This window comes from Flavivirga amylovorans (assembly GCF_030540875.1).
GTDB classification, from domain to species: Bacteria; Bacteroidota; Bacteroidia; order Flavobacteriales; family Flavobacteriaceae; genus Flavivirga; species Flavivirga amylovorans.
Map to the genome: position 1 here is coordinate 25,271 of NZ_JAUOEM010000009.1, position 18,171 is coordinate 43,441.

At 32.1% G+C, this 18,171-nt stretch carries 11 protein-coding genes and 1 pseudogene; 4 read left to right on the forward strand and 8 right to left on the reverse strand.

What is annotated here, in order from left to right; genetic code table 11:
* Window positions 1–491 precede the first annotated feature (491 nt).
* The 7 genes from Q4Q39_RS19225 to Q4Q39_RS19255 all read right to left on the reverse strand — a co-directional run bounded on the left by Q4Q39_RS19225 (window position 492) and on the right by Q4Q39_RS19255 (window position 11,503).
* Window positions 492–1,112 carry a hypothetical protein gene (locus Q4Q39_RS19225; protein WP_303284206.1) on the reverse strand — a complete coding sequence of 207 codons (621 nt, stop codon included), beginning with the start codon at window positions 1,110–1,112 and terminating at the stop codon, window positions 492–494.
* 3,996 nt (window positions 1,113–5,108) lie between these two features.
* On the reverse strand, window positions 5,109–7,772 hold the full coding sequence (locus Q4Q39_RS19230) for an outer membrane beta-barrel protein (RefSeq protein WP_303284207.1): 2,664 nt from the start codon (window positions 7,770–7,772) through the stop codon (window positions 5,109–5,111).
* Between the two features lie 665 nt (window positions 7,773–8,437).
* Window positions 8,438–9,439, reverse strand: a complete 1,002-nt coding sequence (locus Q4Q39_RS19235) for a helix-turn-helix domain-containing protein (RefSeq protein WP_303284208.1) — start codon at window positions 9,437–9,439, stop codon at window positions 8,438–8,440.
* A 71-nt stretch (window positions 9,440–9,510) separates the two neighbouring features.
* The gene (locus tag Q4Q39_RS19240) at window positions 9,511–10,224 is read right to left on the reverse strand and encodes a helix-turn-helix domain-containing protein (RefSeq protein ID WP_303284209.1); all 714 of its coding nucleotides are present in this window, start codon (window positions 10,222–10,224) and stop codon (window positions 9,511–9,513) included.
* 44 nt (window positions 10,225–10,268) lie between these two features.
* Window positions 10,269–10,505 (reverse strand): hypothetical protein, encoded by a 237-nt coding sequence (locus Q4Q39_RS19245; RefSeq protein ID WP_303284210.1) that lies wholly within the window; start codon window positions 10,503–10,505, stop codon window positions 10,269–10,271.
* Between the two features lie 23 nt (window positions 10,506–10,528).
* On the reverse strand, window positions 10,529–10,990 hold the full coding sequence (locus Q4Q39_RS19250; RefSeq protein WP_303284211.1) for a DUF7793 family protein: 462 nt from the start codon (window positions 10,988–10,990) through the stop codon (window positions 10,529–10,531).
* Between the two features lie 132 nt (window positions 10,991–11,122).
* Window positions 11,123–11,503 carry a DUF7793 family protein gene (locus Q4Q39_RS19255; protein ID WP_303284212.1) on the reverse strand — a complete coding sequence of 127 codons (381 nt, stop codon included), beginning with the start codon at window positions 11,501–11,503 and terminating at the stop codon, window positions 11,123–11,125.
* 552 nt (window positions 11,504–12,055) lie between these two features.
* Between Q4Q39_RS19255 and Q4Q39_RS19260 the strand changes: the two genes are divergently transcribed.
* Window positions 12,056–14,476 carry a bifunctional aminotransferase class I/II-fold pyridoxal phosphate-dependent enzyme/GNAT family N-acetyltransferase gene (locus tag Q4Q39_RS19260; protein WP_303284213.1) on the forward strand — a complete coding sequence of 807 codons (2,421 nt, stop codon included), beginning with the start codon at window positions 12,056–12,058 and terminating at the stop codon, window positions 14,474–14,476.
* 237 nt (window positions 14,477–14,713) lie between these two features.
* A pseudogene (gene tnpA / locus Q4Q39_RS20655) lies at window positions 14,714–15,043 on the forward strand (IS200/IS605 family transposase); the annotation flags it as partial.
* 121 nt (window positions 15,044–15,164) lie between these two features.
* Here the strand turns inward: tnpA and Q4Q39_RS19265 are convergent.
* Window positions 15,165–16,229 carry a LacI family DNA-binding transcriptional regulator gene (locus tag Q4Q39_RS19265; RefSeq protein ID WP_425555503.1) on the reverse strand — a complete coding sequence of 355 codons (1,065 nt, stop codon included), beginning with the start codon at window positions 16,227–16,229 and terminating at the stop codon, window positions 15,165–15,167.
* A 121-nt stretch (window positions 16,230–16,350) separates the two neighbouring features.
* Here Q4Q39_RS19265 and Q4Q39_RS19270 point away from each other — a divergent pair, with 121 nt between their 5' ends.
* Together Q4Q39_RS19270 and Q4Q39_RS19275 are read left to right on the forward strand one after the other, a co-directional pair.
* On the forward strand, window positions 16,351–17,397 hold the full coding sequence (locus Q4Q39_RS19270; RefSeq protein ID WP_303284214.1) for a sugar kinase: 1,047 nt from the start codon (window positions 16,351–16,353) through the stop codon (window positions 17,395–17,397).
* Window positions 17,398–17,432: 35 nt separating this feature from the next.
* On the forward strand, window positions 17,433–18,098 hold the full coding sequence (locus tag Q4Q39_RS19275; RefSeq protein WP_303284215.1) for a bifunctional 4-hydroxy-2-oxoglutarate aldolase/2-dehydro-3-deoxy-phosphogluconate aldolase: 666 nt from the start codon (window positions 17,433–17,435) through the stop codon (window positions 18,096–18,098).
* Window positions 18,099–18,171 lie beyond the last annotated feature (73 nt).

The following is an 18,171-nucleotide window of genomic DNA, read 5'->3' on the forward strand; positions in this document are numbered from 1 at the left end:
ATATCACATAAGGTATTGAGCATATGTTTCATAAATTATGTGATTTCTCATTGCATTCGAAATGACACGGAATATAAAATTATATTTAAGTAATCATGTCGAAGTGAGGCGCGATTGAGACATCTCATCTCATAGATTTATGCTATTATGATTCTATAATTTCTCATGGAGTTTATCTTGAGCTTGGATTACACTAAACTTGCCGAGGGGTCGAAAGATTAAAAATAACATAACAAGTAAAACAAAACCTAGATATTCAAAATTAATAGTTGGTTTTTTAGATTCTTGTTAACTACAAAAAGTCTCTATTCTTGATTCTAAGAACAAAGCAGTCTTAACTTTTCAATACCATATTAGCTTAAAAAGAAAAACCAGAGCACATTCGTTTATGAAAAGAATTCTAAAAATTTAAGAAAAGATTTTGCTTTGGCTTTCTTTTGGGGCTTCTATATGATAAAGCCTTAACAACGTCCATAGATTACTATATACTATTATAACGTAATAAGAGGTAAATTGTCAAGTTTGGATAAGGACTCATTTGATTTTATCTGTTTTACTAGGTCATCTCTTTTAATACCAAAGGCACTAGATAGGTAATGAAGCTGTGTTTTTTCTCCTGTGGAGTCCTTTGGTGTTGTAAAAAAACAATGCCAGTGTTCACCACAATCAATAATTCTGGCAACCGATTTAAAATCTTTTTTCGAAAATTCAGAGATATATTGACTTAAGGTGTATCCAAATTCATGATATGCAGTAAAAATAAAAGACGTTAAAGTTTCCAGAGGAAGAAAGAACCCATCAAGTAGTTTTTCCTGATCTTTTTTCTTGTCAGTTTTTAAAAGCTGCATTAAATTTTCAGGAACTTTTATTTTTTGGAAGTCACTTTTTAGCTTTAACCATTGTATATGGGCACTTTTAAGTATTTCGTTACTCGTTGTAGTCAATTCTTTTTCACCAGTCATTTCCTCTTTAGAAACCCCATTTAAAATCATTTGTTTTGCAATAATATCATTTTCGTATTGTTTAATAGGGTTTTTCATTTCGAATTCCTCGTCATCAAATACGATATGTTTCTTGCTAGTCTTTTTATGTGTTAAAATACGGTATTTCATTTCTTATTTAGATTGAGGATAACTACTTACAAAATTCGTAAATAAAACTTAATTCAAAAGGATAAAAAATTGTCTTAAAGGGATTTGTTAGTGAGACTCGATTTTGAGAAGACCATAGGACGAATTCAAAATCGTAAGTCGAACTAATCCCGCCTACAGCGGGATCCCAAAAACTCAAATAGCTTGTGCTGAACTCGTTTCAGTATTTCAGTATTTCAATTTCAGTATCTAATGAGGACTGAAGTTTATATTCTTTATTATAATCTATTAATAAGGGCATTAAAACTGGGTAGCTTAATTTGAAAAGTAATTCAGGACAACCGTAAATTAGTACTACCCAGCTTAGGGGGATTATATATAAGTTAATTTAAATTTTCGTTTACAAATGTAGATAACGGTAGTTAACTTACTAGGAGTAAAAGTTACCTTAGAGGGATTAATTCTGTCTGAATCTAAAACAAGACGTATAACTTATTCATTCAATCAGTTTGAGAATGTCTCTTGCTTGAATCTCCCTGTCATGTCGACGGTAGGAGAAATCTCAGCCTTATGGGATTTCTCGTCATTCGTTCCTCATTCTGTCGAAATGACAAACGTGTGAATTTTGAGGTACGATAAAAATGTATCGAGACCTAATAAAAGTAATAATTATGATGAATTCTCGATACATTCCAATGAAAAATTGGAACACTCAAACTGACCTGTCATTATTTAATTATGAATTAAAATTGTACCTCGTAGTTATGTCGACATGATGTACGATTAAGACAAAAAGAAGTTCCTGTGTCATGCTGAGCTAGTCGAAGCGAAAATTGAAGTTAAAATGAAACTTTATTATGTATATATATTAATCTGTTTATTCAATTAGTTTGAGAATGTGATTTTTACTTGAACCTCCCTGTCATGTCGACGATAGGAGACATCTCATCCTTATGGGATGTCTCGTTATTCGTTCCTCATTCTGTAGAAATGACAAGGGTGTGAATTTTGAGGAACGATAAAAATATATCGAGACCTAATAAAAGTAATAATTATGATGAATTCTCGATACATTCCAATGAAAAATTGGAACACTCGAACTGACCTGTCATTATTTAATTGTGAATTAAAATTGTACCTCGTAGTTATGTCGACATGATGTACGATTAAGACAAAAAGAAGTTCCTGTGTCACGCTGAGCTTGTCGAAGCGAAAATTGAAGTTAAAATGAAACTTTATTATGTATATATATTAATCTGTTTATTCAATTAGTTTGAGAATGTGATTTTTACTTGAACCTCCCTGTCATGTCGACGATAGGGGACATCTCATCCTTATGGGGTGTCTCGTCATTCGTTCCTCATTCTGTCGAAATGACATACGTGTGAATTTTGAAGAAAAATAAAAATGTATCGAGACCTAATAAAAAGTAATGATTCTGATGAGTTCTCGATACATTCAATGAAAAATTGGAACACTCAAACTGACCTGTCATTATTTAATTATGAATTAAAATTGTACCTCGTAGTTATGTCAACATGATGTACGATTAAGACAAAAAGAAGTTCCTGTGTCATGCTGAGCTAGTCGAAGCGAAAATTGAAGTTAAAATGAAACTTTATTATGTATATATATTAATCTGTTTATTCAATTAGTTTGAGAATGTGATTTTTACTTGAACCTCCCTGTCATGTCGACGATAGGAGACATCTCATCCTAATGGGATTTCTCGTCATTCGTTCCTCATTCTGTCGAAATGACAAACGTGTGAATTTTGAGGAACGATAAAAATGTATCGAGACCTAATAAAAAGTAATGATTCTGATGAGTTCTCGATACATTCCAACGAAAAATAGGAATACTCGAACTGACCTACCATTATTTAATTGTGAATTAAAATTGTATCTTGTAGTCATGCAGACATGAGATACGATTAAGGCATGACATTTAAGTAAGTCTATTAAAAATATAAATAACTTTGAAATGTTAAGACTAACCTAAAGAAAACATCAGATTTTCTGTTTAATTTCAGTTACGCTCAACCCCCAGAATCCCTATAAAAAAGTTGATCGGGCGCAACCGAAATTAGATATCAGACTGAACAAAGATCGATGATAAGATTTAACTGAAAAGGATTAAAACTTGTCCTTAAAGGATGTCTTATAAGTCTGGTTTATAAATAGATATGTTCATGTTTTAATTTGTCCAACTTTGGAGATATGACTGCGTTAACAGCAAAAAAATATCGTAGTATATTATTTATAAAATGGGGCTTGGTTCGTGTATCTATTGAGTCTATTTTTCTTTTTTGTTTCGGCTACGCGCAATCGGAAGAAATCCAGTAAATGGTTGATTGGGCGCAACCGAAGTCAAAAAGACAAAAATTACTAACCACTACAAATATCGAGGATAAGATTTAACTTAAAAGGATGAAAAATTATCCGAAAAGGATGTCTTTTTGTTTGGTTTATATTGTAGGTATTTAACATCAACTAAAGTTGGGATATTATTAATAACTAAGGTTAAATAATGTCTTCGACTACGCTCCTTTAGACTGACATAGAAGGATAGGTATATGCTTAGTTGACAAGATTGATTAAAAGAAAAAGATACTTTCTTTTTTTTGTTTCGGCTACGCACAATCGGAAGAAATCCAATAGATGGTTGATTGGGCGCAACCGAAGTCAAAAAGACAAAAATTACTAACCATCACAAATATCGAGGATAGAGTTTAATTTTAATGGATTAAAACTTAACTGAAAAGGATTTAACGATATCGTGTTGGTTTTATAGAAAAGAGTAAGGCTATCCAAAAAAGGCATAGTAATTTTAACTTGTTAGGTCGAGTGTTTTAAAATGTATCGAAACCTAATTAAAAGTAACAATTCTGATGAGTTCTCGATACATTCCGATGAAAAAATCGGAATACTCGAACTGACACTGAATGTGAAATTGTGTTTTGTTGTCATGTCGACGATAGGAGATATCACATTAAAGAAAATATAGTTATTAATTATGTGATTTCTCCATTCCGAATAGTTATTGAAAATGTTCAAAGTAATTTGAAATAATATCAAGTTGTCAGGTCGAGTGTTTTTTGAGGAACGATAAAAATGTATCGAGACCTAATTAAAAGTAATGATTATGATGAGTTCTCGATACATTCCGATGAAAAAATCGGAATACTGAACTGACACTGAATGTGAAATTGTGTTTTGTTGTCATGTCGACGATAGGAGATATCACATTAGAGAAAATATAGTTATTAATTATGTGATTTCTCCATTCCGAATAGTTATTGAAAATGTTCAAAGTAATTTGAAATAATATCAAGTTGTCAGGTCGAGTGTTTTTTGAGGAACGATAAAAATGTATCGAGACCTAATTAAAAGTAACGATTATGATGAGTTCTCGGTATATTCCGATGAAAAAATTGGAATACTCGAATTGACAAGTAGATATGTTGTTTTATACTTGTTTAAAATATACGTCAACAGTAGCTTGTCGAAAAAAACGTTGATTATTAAATAGTTGAAATATTTCGACAGGCCCCAATATGACATTCGTTTTACTTTTCTGGAAGGCTTCAAGTTTAGTTTAAGAACCTTGTTATAATAAGTATATATTTTTAAAAAATTTGTTTGTCAGAGCAAAGCGAACCTGCCTGCCGCACAATGTCATTAAGTTAAAGGAATTTATTTTATTTTGTCACGTTGAGCGCAGTCGAAATGCTATTGAAAGCAAGTAGTTTAAATGTCTTCGATAAGCTATGCTTGCTACTTTCATAACAAAACATGTTTTGTTATTCAGTAATGCTCAAAATGACACCACAGTCTTAACTTAATGACATTGGCCTGCCGCAGGCAGGGAATCTCATAACACTTCTTAGATCTATTGAAAAATCAATGTTTTACATCGTTTCTGTATTTGTAGAATTACTGATAAAGCGAAAAACGTTTTTTAGATTCTTCAGTCGTTCCTTCTTCTGACAAAGCAATTTACTAAATAGGAGATCTTTTAAAAATTATTAAACTTCCAATTAAAACTAAACATAAAGTATTGTTTAAGAACCGTGCTTTGAGAATCTTGAATGTAGTTTTGGGTCGCAATACGCCTGGCGTTTGTGTTTTGATTTAATAAGTCATAAATTTTTAAAGATAAAGTTCCCTGATCTTTAAACATAGTATAAGCCAGAGTTGTATTCCAAAACCAGGCACTTTTTTGAAAGCCTTCTCCAACATTAGGATTATAATTAAAATTTATATCGTGCCGCCATTCGAAATTTTTGGGAACGAATGTTGTTATTTGTAATCCAGCCGAATGATTAATAAACTCCTGGTTTTCAAAATCATCTAAATCAAAGGTGGTTTTGTTAAATGATAGTCTGTAGTTGGGGACAATCATCATAACGTTATCCCATGCAAAAGTAATGCCTAGATGTGGTGTTAAAGCCGTATTGTTTGAAGCATATTGTACGTCATTATTAAAGTTAACAGATTTGTTTATACTTGCAGAGAGCCCCACATTATATTTAAATGTTTTTAAACTATCTATTTTTATTGTCTTGTTGTAACTGCTACTGGCACTTAAAGTATAGCCACCATCTACATTAGAATAACTGGTGTTTCGAACAAAATTTTCGTCTATAGTTGTTTTAGTGACTATTTGGTTATTACTTAAATTGGCATAGATATAGCTAAAGAAACCGTTGCGTTTTTGAAAGTTGAATGTATTATACCCAAAATAAAAACTATGCGTGTTTGTGGGTTTTAGATTTGGATTACCTGTCACCGTATTTAGGGGGTTAGATATATCTTGAAAGGGTTGTAGTTGTGACAGTTGTGGTGGGACGTTGTCTAGGCCATAGCTAGCGTATGCATAAGATTTTGGATTGAATTGATACTGAAAATTCGATCGTAATTCGATGGTTTCAAAGTTACGAGCTAAACTTAACTGAGGTCTTAAAAGGTCATTATTCTGTAAGCTCCTAAATACGTATCCTGCTTCAGAACTAACAGACCATTTTTCTTTTTTATAAGCAAGTCTTAAAGCTGGTGTGCTCCTTTTGTTCGTATATTTAAAATCGGTGCTCAGTTCTTCATCAAATTGAGTGAAATCTTGTGTGTTTGGATCAAAGGCGAAAGTACTTTTAATGTTTTGCTGTTTGTCATGCCTGTAATTAAATTTAAGGTCTAAAAACAATGCTTTTGATAGTAAAGGCCATCTGAAAGTAGTACTTGTATTAATACTTTTTGATTTTTGATCCCCATCTGTAAATTGATCCCTATTAATAGTTTCTGGATTATCTCCAAAAATGGCAATTTCAGTGTTTAAAAAGTCATCTGATTCTATAACATTATAGGTGTTTGAGATATTAAATCTTAAATAAGCTCCTTTTTTACCAAAACGCTTTGTAATACTTAAATGATTACTAAAATTTTTATTTAAAGCTTCTGAAAATGAAGATGTACTGGATTGATTTGTTAACGTGTTTTCTTCATCTCTGGATGCTTCACTTCCCGAAGTTTCGGTATTATTTTTAGAAACATTAAATGATGGATTAATATGAATTAAAAGTGTGGAATCTAACTCGATATTAAATCCTAGATTAACATTGTGATTATCACTTTCACTATATGATTTTGTGTTAGAATTGGAATTGTATCTCGAATCTGGGAGAATATTTACACGTTGCACAGTGTTCTCGTTTTCAGTACTACTATTAGAGAAAAAATAATTGGAAGAGATATCGCTCTTGTCTTTTAATTTGTCAACGTAATTAGCGCCATAATTTTGTGATACTGTAATGCCCTGACCGTTTGTAAGTCCACCTCCAAAGCTAAAACCAGGTGAATTAATGTTATTTCCTCCAGCAAGAAGACTAATACGCTGATCGTTATTAAAAAGGTTAAGCATCCCAGCAAATTTATAACGCTTATCTGTTCCGATGCCAGTTGCTACTTGCCCAAAAACACCATCGTTGTTTTCTTTTTTAATAACGAGGTTAATTGTTTTTTTCTCTCTATCTCCTTCGTCTCCAGCAAAAGCTTCAGCCTTTGTTTTTGTATCTGTAATCTGGATGTTCTCAATAATTTCCTTACTTAAATGTCTGGTCGTAATAGTGGGGTCGTTGCTAAAAAAAGGTTTTCCGTTTACCAAAATGTTATCTACTTCTTTACCATTTATGGTTATTTTCCCTGCTTCATTAACATCAACTCCTGGTAACTGTTTTAATAAATCTTCAACATTAGCGTCTTTTTTTGTTTTAAAAGATGAAGCATTAAATTTTAGGGTGTCTTTTTTTATAACAACTGGAGGACTGACTTTTATAAAAACTTCCTCTAAAGCATTAAGATCAGTTTTTAAGCTAATGGTTTTTAAATCGGTAATTTCTTGGTCTAAATGAATTGTTTGATAATGGGTTTGATACCCTACATACGAGACATAAAAGTTTAAATGAGTATCGGTTGTTTTACCTTCTAAAGAAAATATACCATTTTTATCTGAAATAGTGTAGGTAACTAGTGAGCTGTCCTTAACACGTTCTAAATAAATGGTAGCAGCTTCTAAAGGTATTTTGTCTGTTTCAGAAATGAGTGTTCCAGAAATTTTAAACGGTTTTGTCTGTGCGAAAGATGCCGTCAGGTAAAGTATTGTAAATACAAAAAAACAATATTTCACACGTTTAAGTTTATTAACTGGCAATGAATTAATTTAGTAATATGGAATTTGTAGGAGCAAGTAACTCCCACGCTAGACTTTTTAAAAGCTAATAAAAATGAGTGCCTCTTTATACAAACTTGTGATGAATAGCCTTGTTTTTTGATATGAAAGTTGATTTTTGAGCCCATGCTATAAGTCTTTATAGAGGCTGTCGTTTTGTTAGTAATTAATGAAATGGTTATCAATGGGCGCTATGGATTTATTGTTTAGTACTAGAAATTTTGTTCTTTTCAAATCCAGTTACGCTCAACATCTAAAATCCCAATAAAGTTGACTGGGCGCAACCGAAGTTGAAAAGACAACTAACTAACTAACAACTATATGGCAAATATCGATGATAGAATTTAACTCAAATGGATTAAAACTTATCTGAAAGGGATGTAATATTACAGGCAGTTGTCAGTTACAGTAAACGGGAGGTTGTATGTTCTTTCAAACTTAGAATTTGGTATTTGATTGAAGCTTAGATTCTAAGCTTTAGTTTATACTGCGCATAGTCGAAGTACTCAGACTAACATTTCAGCCTTAACTTAATGACGTTGAGCTAGAAGTCCAAAACTTGATACTTTGTGCTAGATGTTGGTATATTTAATATTTGGAACTTGATGTTTGGTTTTTTAAACTTAGGAGCTATCATTAGATTGTACTGAATCATCTTTAGATCGTTTTCTCAAATCTCTGGGAGTATATCCATATTTTTCTGTAAAAGCTTTAGAAAAGTGAGGAGCGCTTTTAAAACCAGTTACATGCGCGACTTCTTTTATTGATGTATCCGTATGTTGAATTAATACACTAGCTTTTCTTAATCTTTCGTTTGTTAAAAAACGGAATACAGTTTGTCCGTATAATTGCTTAAAACCATACTTTAATTTAAACTCATTGGTTCCAAAAGTGTGTGCTAATTCTATTAATGGAGACAGTGGTTTTTCTAAATTGCTTATGATGTGATCATATACGTTTCGTATTTTTTTAATATCAGAAATACTTAGACTTAACTGTTTACCTTTACCGGATATATGGTTTGTTTTACTTTGCTCCTTACCAAAACGTACTGTTTTTCGTAATTCATTTTCTCTTTCCGTACTATTTTTAATAATTTCTATAGACGTAATTACGATTCTTTCTGATTGATTAGCTTTATCAATAAATTTACTAACCAGACAATTTGTTGTTAAAATTAACTTTTGTTTGGTTATAAAGGAAAGCAAAATAAATTCCTCTTGAGTGTTTAAATTAATTTGTGTGAGTTTATATTTTAAGGCATACCAAGCTAATTTAGAGTCTTGGGTTAAGAATGTAGAAAACGTTTTGTCTTGTAATTCATGATCATCAAAAAGCAACATTTGTTTTATGCGAGCATTAAAAGTGATAATAGTGTCCTCCATATCTAATATAAAGAACATTTGGACTAAATGTTTGTAAGTTTCATTTAGGTTTACGTAACCTTGATGAAGAAAAGAAGCTTTTATTTCCTCAAAGGTCATGTTAATTAGTGCGGTAAGTGCTTCAATATCATCATCCAAATCAGATCTTTCAATCTTGTAAGCAAAATTTCCGCTAGCAAACTCCATAAGCATTCTATGGATTTGTTTTATCCTTTCTTTATTCGTAGCATCATCAGGCATGAATACTGTTTTTTGAATTAAAGAATAACAAGTTACAAAAAGGAATGTTAATAAAACGTTATGTTATTTAGCTATAAATAATCATCGTTATTAGATCGTTTTCTTAAATCTCTTGGAGTGTACCCGTATTTTTCCTTGAAAGCTTTAGAAAAATGAGGCGCACTTATAAACCCTGTTACATGGGCAACTTCTTTTATGGATGTATCCGTATGTTGGATTAATACACTAGCTTTTCGGAGCCTTTCATTTATTAAAAAACGAAATACTGTTTGTCCGTATAATTGTTTAAAACCATACTTTAATTTAAACTCATTGGTTCCAAAAGTGTGTGCCAATTCTATTAGTGGAGAAAGAGGTTTGTCTAAATTGTTTATGATGTGATCATGTATTTTTCGGATTTTTCTAATATCAGCGAAACTTAAATTTAATTGTTTACTTTTAGTTACATTGGAGGAAAGACTGGCAATTTTATTTTGATTCTTGCCAGAGCTTACCGTTTTTCGTAACTCGGTTTCTCTTTCTGTACTGTTTTTAATAATTTCTATAGATGTGATGACGACTCTTTCCGATTGATTGACCTTATCTATAAATTTACTAACCAGACAATTTGTTGTTAAAATTAACTTTTGTTTAGTTCTAAAGGACAGCAAAATGAATTCCTCTTGAGCATCGATATTAATTTTAGCTAGCTTAGATTTTAAACCATTCCAGGCTAATTTGGAATCATCAGTTAGAAACGTAGAAAACGTTTTATCTTGTAATTCATGATCATCAAAAAGCAACATTTGTTTAATACGAGAATTGAAGGCAATAATTGAGTCTTTGGTGTCTAAAACAAAAACATTTGAACCAGGTGTTTGTACGTTTCATTAAGATTTGCATAACCTTGATGAAGAAAAGAAGCTTTTATTTCTTCAAAGGTCATGTTAACTAGTGCGGTAAGTGCTTCAATATCATCATCCAAGTCAGATCTTTCAATCTTGTATGCAAAATTTCCACTGGCAAACTCCAAAAGCATCGTATGGATTTGCTTTATTCTTTCTTTATTAGTGTCATCATCGTTCATAAATGTTACTTTATAGGTTATGTTTAATGTTCAAGGGATTTATCCTTTTCAAATTTAATTGAACAGTTGGGGTCTAAAGTTCTATAGGGTTCATAGTTAATCGGTGTGGTGGTATAGTTATTAAGAAACTCTAATGCATTCTCTTTTTCAGTAAACGTTTCAATCTTAAAGACAGGATTATTGGCTTTAATAAAAAATTCTGGCAAGGTATTGTCTAATGGACTATTGACTAATAATGCAACAGCAGTAATTGGTACAGAACTCTCCATAGCAAAGTAGTTTCTCGTATTTTTATTTGTGTTTTTAAGACCTCTTACATCACTAAGGATTAAAAAAGATTTACCTTGTTGCAATGTCAGGCGGTTTTCTACAATCTTTATGGCTGCAGATTCGTTTAATGAGACACTATTTTTGTATACGGTATATAGAATACCTTTTTCAATCCAAAATTTAGCATACTCGTTTTCTATCACGCGGTTAGCCATACTATTTACATTGATAGGGGGTAAAATTAAATTTAAATAGATGCATTGTTTTATATTATTAGAGGGGTTTAATATGTTATAAACAGTAAAAGCTAAAAATTATTTTACTTGAAAAAATAGAGAAATCAAAACTTATAAAGGGTTATAGTTATTTAGAAATTTTAAAGCATCCTCTTGTTCGGTAAATACCTGAGTTGTAATTGAGGGATTACTAGTTTTTATATAAAAACCAGATATAGTACTAGATAATGGGGTATTAACTAATAAAGCAACCGCTTTAATTAAAGTAGATCCTTCCAACGCTAGATAATTTCTTGCGCTTTTATTGATTTTTTTAATACCTCTCATATCACAAAGGATTAAAAAAGCCTTGCCTTGTTGCAGTAGAAGTCGATCTTCTACAACTTTTATCGCGACCGATTGATCTATAGAGATTCCATCTTTGTAAACAAAATAAAGAATGTCTTTTTCTATCCAAAACTTCGCGTACTCATTTTCTAAATGGTCTATCAAAGTGTTTTATAATTTAGGGGTTTCAAAAATTTTATACATAACTAATCTAAACGCATAAATTGCAATTATATTTGTATAAGGGAGAGATTTATCTTAATATAAAGCGAAACAAATTATGACAAAATAGATTATAACAAAACAAATATAATTACAATTATTTTAACGTAGCTGGGGTAAAACCGTACTTTTTAATCCTTAGATGTCTTTTTTAGTTAATTATGTATTATGTTTTAATTCTCTGCTTTTAAAAAAAACAAAAAAAAATGAATCTCCTGTTAATCGTCTGTTTGTTAGGTTTTTTGGTTGTTTTTTTGATTGTATAAATTAGTCTCAACACATTTTTTTACTTTAACAAAACTTGTCTTAAAGGGATAAAAACTTATCTGTAAGGGATTTTTTATTAAATCATTAGAGTTATTGTGAAATTAGGTTCTTAATTTTAATAAATATCTAGGTGTTAGTATTGTTTGGATTTATAGCCTATACGGGTTAAGTACTATAGATCGTATCTGTCCCCATATATATTACTTTAATCACATAATAAACTTTAAAATGGCAAAAATTAAGCACAATAATTTTCTTGACACCGTTAATGAAGTATTCACAGATGCAAAAGAACAAGGTGTCTTGCATTTGTATGCAGAAGGCGATAGTTTTACAGGTAGAAAGATACGGATAAAACAAAAAGATCTTTTTCATTTCGGAACAACAGGATATTTAGGGTTGGAACAGGATGAGCGTTTAAAAAAAGCAGCTATGGACGCTGTTTATAAATACGGAACACAGTTTCCACTTTCTAAAAGCTATATTTCAAACCCATTATATGCTGGGCTAGAGGAGAAAATCACCCAATTGTACGATGCGCCAATTATTATTACAAAGAACAGTACGCTTGGGCATCTTGGTGTTATTCCTAGTGCTGTTGAAGATGGTGATGCTATTATTTTAGATCATCAGGTGCATTGGAGCGTGCAAAGTGCAGCAAATGTACTTAAAACGCGTAGTGTGCCCATTGAGATGATTAGGCATAGCAACCTTGATATGTTAGAAGACAAAATCAAAAAATTATCTTCTAAGTACAAAAAGATATGGTACATGGCCGATGGTGTTTATTCTATGTACGGAGATGTGGCGCCTTTAGATGAACTTATGGAGTTATGTAACAAATACCCGCAACTACACTTGTATTTAGATGATGTTCATGGAATGAGTTGGGCAGGTAAAAATGGAACAGGATATGTTCTTAGTAAATTAGATGAATTACCAGATAATGTGTTATTGTTTGGAACACTTAGTAAAACTTTTGGAGCCAGTGGTGCTGTTGCAGTATGTACTCATAAAAAAAGATATCATAAAATTAAAACTTTTGGAGGCCCTTTAACCTTTTCAGCTCAATTAGAACCAGCGTCAGTTGCAGCAGCAATAGCATCTGCCGATATTCATCTTTCCCCCGAAATTTATATGCTTCAAAATGAACTATTGGAACGCATAACGCTATTCAATACCTTATTATCAAAAACAGACCTGCCTTTAGTTGAAGAAAACAATTCTCCTGTATTCTATATTGGTACAGGTATGCCGGTTACTGGATATAATTTTGTGAATAGGTTAATGAAAGAGGGATTTTTTGTGAATTTAGGAATATTTCCAGCAGTCCCTGTAAAGAATACAGGTATAAGAGTTACTATTTCTAGACATAATCAAGCAGAAGAAATTAAAAGCTTAGTAGATGCCATGGTTTACCATTATCCGAAAGCCTTAGAAGATACACATACAACTTCAGATAAAGTAAGAAGAGCTTTTAAGTTGCCTACTTTAGACGAAACGCCTAAAAAGAAAGTTCATGAAGAATTCCGTGTCGTGTATGAAAAGACCATACAAGATGTCGATATGGGTGAATGGAACAAACTGATGGGAGGAAAAGGAGTTTTTGATTGGGATGGTTTACTTTTTCTTGAAAATGTTTTTACTAAAAACAAGCTTTCCGAAAATAATTGGGACTTTCACTATATCATTATTAGAGATGAAAACAACACTCCTATACTAGCTACATTTTTTACATACGCGCTTTGGAAAGAAGATATGTTAGCTCCGGTTTCTGTATCGCTTAAGTTGGAAGAAACACGAAAGAACGATCCTTATTATCTCACCTCACAGGTATTGGGAATGGGGTCGCCATTTACTGAAGGGGAGCATATATACTTAGATAAATCACATCCAGATTGGAAGTTGGCAATGAAGCAAATGCTGGATAAAATTGAAGAACTGGAGCTGAAATTTAACTCAAATTGGGTCGTACTGAGAGATTTTGAAAACGATGATGAGCTAAGTCAATTATTCCATCAACAAGGTTTTATTAAAACAGTGATGCCAGACTCATGCCAAATACTTGATCTTCATTGGAAAACCATAGATGAGTATCCAGAGTCATTATCCACACGTTCTAGAAAACACTTTAAAAAAGATATCCAGCCTTATGAAAAACACTTTAAGGTATCATATAGTGAAGCATCCAGTGAAAAACTGATAGATCAATTTTATGAATTATATACTAATGTGAATAAGCATAATCTTGCTTTAAACATGTTTCCTTTACCGAGAAAGTTATTTACAATGATGTCCCAGCATCCTAATTGGGAGTTTATAGCAATTTATTTAAAAGAGGAGTTTAATGAAGGGAAATCGCATATCCCAGTGGGCGTTATGTTTTGTTATAAGAATTTAGGAGTGACATACACACCCGCATTTATTGGTATGGATTATAATTATACCGAAAAACATCAGGTTTATAGACAGTTATTGTATCAAACAATTAAACGAGCTACAAGACTTGGGTTTAAAAAGATAGATTTTGGTATGACTGCATCCTTTGAAAAGAAAAAAGTAGGGGCTACTATTATTCCTAAAGTAGCCTATATACAGGCAAAAGATAACTATTCAATGGAGCTAATGGGAGTTATGGAGAATAATTAGTTTAGATATAAAAACTCCTAGTGAATTTGTTTATTGTTACCAACTTAATCACTTGTACCCCAGAAGCGTTATTTATAAAATCAAAAAGAAATCGAATAGGCAAAACCTTCAATTATAGATTGAAGGTTTTTTTATTGAAAATTAGTAAAACTTCTACTTTTGGTGGAATTACGCCCCCATTGGTTTCACCGATTTTTATAATTTTGGTTTACGCCAAAATAGAGGAAATTAACACATTGTGTTTATAGTTGTACATATCATATAGTTTGGACGCCTAAGTATAGGTTTCGTGTTTTAGAGGGAAAAATCAAAGAAATAGTAGTATCAAGAATAGAACAAATATGTAGTTGGTATGATGTTTTGATAGAAGAAATTTTAATTCAACCGGATCACATCCACTTAGTTTGTTCAATTCCTTCGAAGTATTCTGTTTCTAAGATAGTAGGAGTTGTCAATGGAAAGACAGCCGTTCAAATATTTTCAAAGAAGTGCTATTTAAAAGAGAAACCATATTGGGCAATCATTTTTGGGCTCGAGGATATTTACGTGGCTTCTAAATTGCTATAGAAAATGTTCAAACATTACCAAGCGATTATTTTGGAGGTAAGACAGTTGGTACATTGGTAGTGTTTTCTGGAATTGCTGCAAAGTTAGCAGCAGCAGTTTAAACGAATTTCTATAATAGAAATTATGAATTTTTAATGTTAGAAGAATCTCTAACAATTAACTCGGCATCCAGTATTATTTTATTCAATTGCTGTTTAACAACCGATTTTTTTGCATGCTCTAAAAACGTTTTAGCGGCCTGTTTTCCTATCTCTGCACTATGTTGATTTATACTCGTAATACTGGGAGTAACCATTGCAGTAAAAGGTTCATTACCAAACCCAACTAAAGCAATATCTTCAGGTATTTTGATACCCTGTTCGTTTAATATTTGTAGGGCACCCAAAGCGGCATAATCCCCAGCAACATAAACAGCATCCGGTTTGTTTTTTAAAGCCAACAGTTGAGACATTTTTTCTCTTCCATCCTCAATCGTAAGATTACTTTCAATTAATAGTTCATCTTCTAAAGAAAGATTATGCTTTTTTAGAGCGTCAATATAACCTCTAATCCTATTATTAAAAATTCGTGTACGCTTATAACCACCAATATGAGCAATTCGTTTACAACCTTGCTGTACTAAATGCTCAACAATCATGTGGCTACTATCGTAATCATTAATACCAATATAATCTACGTTTAAATCATTTTCCCCACGGTCAAATAAAATCAGTGGAATCCCTTTAGATTTAATTTTTTCATAGTAATCTAAGTTAATAGTCTCATTAGCCATAGAAGCTATAATGCCATCAACCTGTGTAAATAAAAGAGTATCGATATTACGGCACTCTTTTTTATAAGATTCGTTAGACTGCGTAATAATAATGTTATAACCTTCTTTATCTAATTCTTCCTCAATATTTTGAATTACAGAAGAAAAGAAGTTACTATTTGTTCTAGGGACAATAACACCAACTAAATGACTTTTCCCTTTGCGTAATGCACTGGCAAGATGATTTGGTTGGTAATTTAAATTTTTAGCAACTTGTTTTACAGCTTTTTTTGTCTTTTCACTTATACGAGAGTCATCATGCAAAGCCTTGGAAACAGCAGCTGGAGAAATATTTAATACGTTAGCAATATCTTTTATGGTTGTTTTCTTTTTGATATTCAAATTTTTTATATATTTGCTTAAACGTTTAAGCAAATATACTGCGTTAGTTTTTATAATCAAAATTATATAATTTTTATGACTTTGATTATATTTTAGCATATATGCTTAAACGTTTAAGCAAAATAATAAATTAACCTAAATAAGGATTTAAGTAATGGGTAAAGTAGTAACATTTGGAGAGATCATGTTAAGATTAGCTCCTCAAGGATTTTTAAGATTTTCACAAGCTAATAATTTTGATGCTATTTATGGTGGAGGTGAATCAAACGTAGCGGTTTCATTAGCTAATTATGGTGTCTCAGTAGATTTCGTAACACGTTTACCAAAAAATGACATTGGTGAATGTGCAATGATGGAAATGCGTAAAAGAGGCGTAGGTGTCGATAAGATTGTTTATGGAGGAGATCGTTTAGGGATTTATTTTCTAGAAACGGGAGCCGTTTCAAGAGGAAGTAAAGTTGTTTATGATAGGGCACATTCTGCGATTGCTGAAATTGAATCAGGAATGATTGATTGGGATGAAGTATTTGATGGTGCAGAATGGTTCCACTGGACTGGTATTACACCAGCAATTTCTCAAGGTGCTGCAGATGTTTGTTTAGAAGCTGTAAAAGCAGCTAGCGCAAAAGGAATTACTATCTCTACAGACTTAAATTACCGTGCTAAATTATGGAAATACTGTGATGAAGCGCACAGAGAAGCCGTTATGACCGAGTTAACATCATACTGTGATGTTGTTTTAGGAAATGAAGAAGATGCAGAAATGCACTTTGGTATTAAACCAGAAGGTATTTCGGTTCAAACGCAAGGACATGATGTAAAAGCGGAAGCATTCCTATCTGTTTGTCAGCAAATGATGGAAAAATTTCCAAGAGCTAAAAAAGTAATTACAACGTTAAGAGGTTCAATATCTGCATCCCACAATACTTGGGCAGGTGTTTTATATGATGGTAAGCAAATGTACGAAACACGTCAATACCAAATCACAGATATTGTTGATAGAGTAGGTGGCGGAGATTCATTTATGGGAGGCCTAATCTACGGATTATTAAAATACCCAGAAGATGACCAAAATGCTTTAGATTTTGCCGTAGCAGCATCATGTCTAAAACATACAATAAAAGGAGATGCTAACTTAGTTACTGTTAGTGAAGTAGAAAAATTAATGGGCGGTGACGCTTCAGGAAGAGTTGCTAGATAGTAAAATATCTCAATAAATCAACAAATTAAAGATATATGGCACAATTTACAAGAATAGAAGTTGCAGAAGTTATGAAAAGCTCAGGATTAGTTCCTTTGTTTTATAATAGTGATATAGAAGCTAGTAAAAAAGTATTAAAAGCTTGTTACGATGGTGGTGCTAGATTACTAGAGTTTACAGCTCGTGGTGATTTTGCTCATGAAGTTTTTGGTGAGCTAATAAAATATGCAATTAAAGAATTACCAGGTATGGTAATGGGTGTTGGTTCTGTAACCGATGCTGCTGCTGCTTCTAGGTATATGGCTTTAGGAGCTAACTTTATTGTAACACCAGTTTTAAGAGAAGATATCGCTATTGCTTGTAATAGAAGAAAAGTTTTATGGTCTCCTGGTTGTGGAACTTTAACAGAAATAGCAAGAGCAGAAGAATTAGGCTGTGAGATTGTTAAATTATTCCCTGGAGATATTTACGGACCACAATTTGTAAAAGGGATTAAAGGGCCTCAACCTTGGACAAGTATTATGCCTACTGGGGGGGTGTCTCCAACAAAAGAAAACCTTGAAGCTTGGTTTAATGCAGGAGTTACTTGTGTTGGAATGGGATCTAAGTTAATGGCGAAAGATGCCAATGGGCAGTTTGATTATGCTAAGATTGAAGAGAAAGTAAGGTTTTCTATTGAACTTATTAAAGAGGTTAGATAATCAATTAAAAGAATATCATTAACCCTACATGGTTAAAAACCTTCCTGTATTCAGGAAGGTTTTTCTTTTTTTT

Excerpts from the sequence above, each read along its gene's own strand:
- Q4Q39_RS19225 (WP_303284206.1), bottom strand. The coding sequence starts at position 1,112 with ATGAAATACCGTATTTTAACACATAAAAAGACTAGCAAGAAACATATC.
- Q4Q39_RS19235 (WP_303284208.1), bottom strand. The coding sequence starts at position 9,439 with ATGCCTGATGATGCTACGAATAAAGAAAGGATAAAACAAATCCATAGA.
- Q4Q39_RS19240 (WP_303284209.1), bottom strand. The coding sequence starts at position 10,224 with ATGTTGCTTTTTGATGATCATGAATTACAAGATAAAACGTTTTCTACG.
- Q4Q39_RS19245 (WP_303284210.1), bottom strand. The coding sequence starts at position 10,505 with ATGAACGATGATGACACTAATAAAGAAAGAATAAAGCAAATCCATACG.
- Q4Q39_RS19250 (WP_303284211.1), bottom strand. The coding sequence starts at position 10,990 with ATGGCTAACCGCGTGATAGAAAACGAGTATGCTAAATTTTGGATTGAA.
- Q4Q39_RS19260 (WP_303284213.1), top strand. The coding sequence starts at position 12,056 with ATGGCAAAAATTAAGCACAATAATTTTCTTGACACCGTTAATGAAGTA.
- Q4Q39_RS19270 (WP_303284214.1), top strand. The coding sequence starts at position 16,351 with ATGGGTAAAGTAGTAACATTTGGAGAGATCATGTTAAGATTAGCTCCT.
- Q4Q39_RS19275 (WP_303284215.1), top strand. The coding sequence starts at position 17,433 with ATGGCACAATTTACAAGAATAGAAGTTGCAGAAGTTATGAAAAGCTCA.